This is a genomic window from Rhizobium sp. P1_E6, from assembly GCF_056405875.1.
Genome location: NZ_JBFUBG010000278.1, coordinates 1 through 1,349, shown reverse-complemented (window position 1 = coordinate 1,349; position 1,349 = coordinate 1). Strand labels below are relative to the sequence as shown.

Below are 1,349 nucleotides of genomic sequence, written 5' to 3'. Positions count from 1 at the left end.
GAAGATGAGATTGTCATAACCGTCCCCAAAGGGACCTACGTACCCAGTTTTCTGATGCGCGAGGTGTCGGACGACAAGGCAACCGCTCCAGCACAGAAGGCCACGCCCACGCCTGTGGACTTTACGCGTAATACCACCTTCACCCTCCCACAGTCGTGGCAGTGGCTGGTGACCGCAGTGACCATAGGGGCTTTCGTTCTGGCGCAGGCATGGGTTTGGCTGGGCGCACCGAAGGCGGCCGCGACGCTGACGAAACCATCGATCCTCGTCGAGCCGTTTGAGCTCATATCGAAAGACCCGGCAGCGTCGGTCATGTCTCAAGGTCTTTCGTACGAAGTTGTAAACAAGCTGCTTGCGTTCAAGAAGATTGTCGTAAAGGCCGACAGCGCGTCGAGTGCGAGAAATAGTCTCTATGTGCTCCAGGGCACCGTGCTGATGGAAAGAGAGAAACTAAGATGGTCGGGCCGACTGGTGAGGCGGTCGGATGGCGCGGTCATCTGAGCTGAAAATTACGATGGCGATCTGGGCGAAGAGACAGTGTTTAAAATCCAATCTCGCGTTGCGGAGAACATCGTCGCATCTGTTGCGGCGCCGGTTGCCGTCAACGGTGAATGACAAAGCGCGTCATCGACATGTCGGGCTACTAACTCTCCGACCGTCCATCACACAGTCGCACCAAGCAAGCCATTCGAGCGAGGGTGTGCGGGAGGGCGAATGGTGTCCGGGGTCGCGGAATGAATATCAGCGATGAACACCCGGTAACACCTCGCAACAATGCTTAGAGGACATCCCCAGTTTTAATCTGTGGGCCGACCACCTAGCCTGCTGGCCAAAGAGAGCAAACACGTGACCGCGAACTTCAATACCCATCCGAGAATTGAAACCCGTTCAATGTCCCAGTTCACAGTGGGAAGATCGGAATGTCATCCAGCTGACGAGTTGATCTATCGGGAGGATGAGCCTTCGTCGAGCCTCTACTACATCGAGGTAGGAGCGGTCAGAATATACCGACTGCTGCCAGACGGACGTCGCTACGTCCTGTCTCTTCATGGCGCGGGCGAATGGTTCGGGCTTGAGAGCACTAAGCGGCGGGCTGCATTTGCCGAAGCGATTTGCGACTTGCGCCTGATCCGGTTCCCGCTTTCCAACATGCGCACCCTGCCGATCGATCTGGTTGGCCTAGCAATGAGGGAAGTTTCTGCCGCGAGAGATCGCCAACTCGTCATGGTATGCCAGAGTGCTATTGGCCGCCTTGCGGCCTTCATCATGGAGATGGCCGCGCGAACCGGAGCGCAGAAGTTCGAACTCTTCATGCCACGTCGGGATATCGCAGACTACCTCGGACTGAC

General features: G+C 56.7%; 1 protein-coding gene and 1 pseudogene. Both read left to right on the top strand.

The window, feature by feature from the left end; all coding sequences use genetic code 11:
- A pseudogene (locus AC1D35_RS36205) lies at nucleotides 1-501 on the top strand (hypothetical protein); the annotation flags it as partial.
- A 345-nt stretch (nucleotides 502-846) separates the two neighbouring features.
- The coding region (locus AC1D35_RS36200) for a cyclic nucleotide-binding domain-containing protein (RefSeq protein ID WP_477942835.1) at nucleotides 847-1,349 on the top strand (503 nt) is incomplete at its 3' end.